This window comes from Vibrio sp. 10N.261.46.A3 (genome assembly GCF_041472995.1).
Classification (GTDB): domain Bacteria; phylum Pseudomonadota; class Gammaproteobacteria; order Enterobacterales; family Vibrionaceae; genus Vibrio; species Vibrio coralliirubri.
Genome location: NZ_JBFRRH010000189.1, coordinates 1 through 3,113, shown reverse-complemented (window position 1 = coordinate 3,113; position 3,113 = coordinate 1). Strand labels below are relative to the sequence as shown.

Annotated in this window: 3 protein-coding genes; 1 reads left to right on the top strand and 2 read right to left on the bottom strand. The window is 42.9% G+C overall.

Annotation, left to right across the window (positions count from 1 at the left end):
* Positions 1–582 (top strand): IS66 family transposase (tnpC, locus tag AB4484_RS26560; RefSeq protein WP_372081036.1); only part of this gene is annotated, 582 nt, incomplete at its 5' end.
* A gap of 458 nt (positions 583–1,040) precedes the next feature.
* Here tnpC and AB4484_RS26555 read toward each other — a convergent pair.
* Positions 1,041–2,159, bottom strand: coding sequence for an HlyD family secretion protein (locus AB4484_RS26555; RefSeq protein ID WP_372081035.1), 1,119 nt, complete (start codon positions 2,157–2,159; stop codon positions 1,041–1,043).
* Positions 2,159–2,467 carry a DUF3302 domain-containing protein gene (locus AB4484_RS26550; protein WP_372081034.1) on the bottom strand — a complete coding sequence of 103 codons (309 nt, stop codon included), beginning with the start codon at positions 2,465–2,467 and terminating at the stop codon, positions 2,159–2,161. The genes AB4484_RS26555 and AB4484_RS26550 overlap by 1 nt, the downstream gene beginning before the upstream one ends.
* Positions 2,468–3,113 lie beyond the last annotated feature (646 nt).

Below are 3,113 nucleotides of genomic sequence, written 5' to 3'. Positions count from 1 at the left end.
GGTGCCTATGATGGTCTTCATCACGTAACCAATGTTGGTTGCTTGGCACATGCACGGCGTAAGTTCATGGATGCTAAGAAGCTTCAAGGTAAAGGTAAGTCAGGCAAAGCAGATAAAGCGCTAGCCAAAATCCAGAAGCTCTATGGGATAGAATCCCGCTTAAAAGGTGCGACTGTCGAAACACGAAAAGCAGAACGTCAACTGCATGCCAAGCCGATACTGGATGAGCTGTACGAGTGGATGACGACTCAACAAGTGCTAGCGTCTAGCTCGCTGGGCAAGGCGATAAAATACACGCTCGGCCAATGGCCGAAACTTATCCGCCATATCGATGACGGTCATTTATCTATCGATAATAATCGTGCTGAACGCGCAATTAAACCGCTGGTCATTGGCAGAAAAAATTGGCTCTTCTCGAACACACCAAATGGTGCTGATGCGAGCGCGATGCTTTACAGCATCGTCGAGACGGCGAAAGCCAACGGCCTTATCCTCTACGACTACATGGTCAAGTGCATGAAAGAGCTCGCGAAAGCAGAGCCTGATATCGATGCGCTCCTACCTTGGAACTTCAAACATTAACAACATCGCCCCGTGGGTTCATGGGGCGTTTACCAAGGAGCCTAGCGCTCCTTGATTTTTTTGTAAGCACTAGGTATTGGTTGAACCTTTTCCAAACTATGCGAACTGTTCATTTGTGATGGTTAAAGTTATGGTGGCATGGGTAAAGCGAAAAAGAAGATAACTAACTGGACGGAATACAATAAGGCTCCTTGCAATCGTGATTCTCTGACCTTTTGAATTGATGAAAGGCGACAAGCTATGGAGACAAAGCAAACAGAATGAACAGATCTATATAAAAGCTGTTGCAACCACTAAGAAAAACGCGAAACGGAGACGACTCTATCTCTCAACTTAATTACACAACAAGGCCGACAAATTCCCATGGCCTTGTTGCAATAGTTTAAAAATGTAACTCCCAGATAGTTATATCCAATTTGGGCTACCTGAAATTCCAGTATAGTTCCCCAACCTAACTCTTAACCTTCAAAAATCCAATTTTGCCAACTTTGCATGCGAAGAATGACTTTACGTACGACAGAGAACATCTCCCATTTGGGAGAATACACCGCAACATGAGCGTCTGTTCCGGCAGGGATTGGCTGGCCGTCCAATAATTCTGGCTGAACAAGTTCCACTTTCACTAACACACGGCCACCGACCCTCTGAAGAGGGTCATTTAAATTACCCGACGGTGTGATAGCACCTTGTTTAAAGATGTCCAATACATCGACGACTTTTGCTCGATAAGCATGGCCAGGAATGGTTTTGAAGGTCACTTCTGCCTCGTAGCCAGGCTTAATATAACGCGCAGAGTTTTGTTTGAATGCAGCGATAATGCTCTTCGACTCTTTGTGCACAAACGCTAGGTTTCCCTGGAAAGGAAGGACACGACTCTTCATGCCCGGACGCAACGCGACTTGTGTTACATAGCCATCTGTCGGTGCCACAACTAAAGTTTTACTAAGATCGAACTGAGCTTTATCGAACTCTGCAAGGTGCATTTTCTTTACAGCCAGCTGTTGTGCAATCTTAGAATCAATAACGTTTAATTGAATGTAGTTCTGTGCCTGAACTGCATTCAGCTCTGCAATCGTGTCTGTAAATTTGTCTACTTTTGTTTGAGATGCAAAATCACGCTTTGCCAACTTATTAAAACGACTCAATTCCTTTTCGTTGAAGATAAGCTGGGCTTGAGTTTTCTTTATCGACTCACGGATGCTTTGCTTGGAGAGCAAAAGCTCATCAAGGGAAGCTTTCGTCGCCGTTACTTGCGCTTTCGTTTTGTCTACACTTGCTTGAAATGGAGTCGGATCGATTTGGTACAAAGGATCGCCTTTTTTCAAAGCAACATTGCCTTTTACAAAAACCTCGGTGACTTCACCAGAAACTTCTGAGGTGATTGGAGTGGTGATACTGTATACACCAGCTACGCGTGCCACTGGTTGATACATCGCCATATATAAAAATATCCAACCGACTAAGAAAGCCCCAATGACAGTCGCTGTGGTAATTGTCCACTTATTTTTAGGTAGCTTTAATACGCGAAATACAATCACACACAATGCGATATAGCTAAGAATAATCAAGGTTTCCATTACAGCTTCTCCTCGCTTTTCGCTTGCAGTGCATTGATTCGTTTTTCAAGCTCATCGAGCTTTGACTGTTCTATATCCACTACTTTTAATGGCTCACTCAACATAGCCCACACCCAAAGTAGTGGCCACATTATATGCAAGAAAAAGAGGCTGATCCAGCCTGCTACATGGATGGCATCTTGATGTGGATGATTACGTTTTACCGCAATTTCATAAGGGATATCATGGATAATGATAAGACCGTACACTAAGATCAGCAGTACAAGGATCAGAATACCCAAAGATAGGTAATCTAAAGTAAGGTTCATAAGACTTCCTTCAATCATTAATTTTTTATTTTCATATAAGATGACAGCGCAGATTACCACACAGCAAACAATATGGCACTTGTTCAAACGATGGTATGACTTAGTTGATTGCACGAACTAACAAAATTATTAGATTATACCAAAGAGCCTAGCGCTCCTTGATTTTTTGATAAGCACTGAGTTAAAGAGTGATCATGTGATTAGTCAAGGGGTGTTCTGAAAGAGTCCTGAAGGAGCTAAGAATGAAGGCTGTTGAAACGAACACTCTTTGACCCGAAATCTACCGGACAAATATAGATAAAGAAAAAGGCAGGCAACCCCTAACACAAAGAAAGAGTTCCCCAAGGAACGCAGCTACATGTATGCTTTGCTTTTTACCCCGGTAGGTACCTTAATCAAAAAATAGTAACGTTGGAAGGACCAACCTCACATACATCAGGCCCTTGTAACATATCCACATACTCTGCTTCAGCAGAACCAGAACATCTTGCCATCCTTAGAGCGTCATTTGGTCACTTCAAATCTCCTTTGGATTGGAGTGTTAATCTTATTATTCGTGGATGGTGACACGGCAAGATCATTATAAATGGGAACTTTTGGACAAACCGATGATCAGATCAGCTAGTTCGTAAGCGTCTTTAAATCG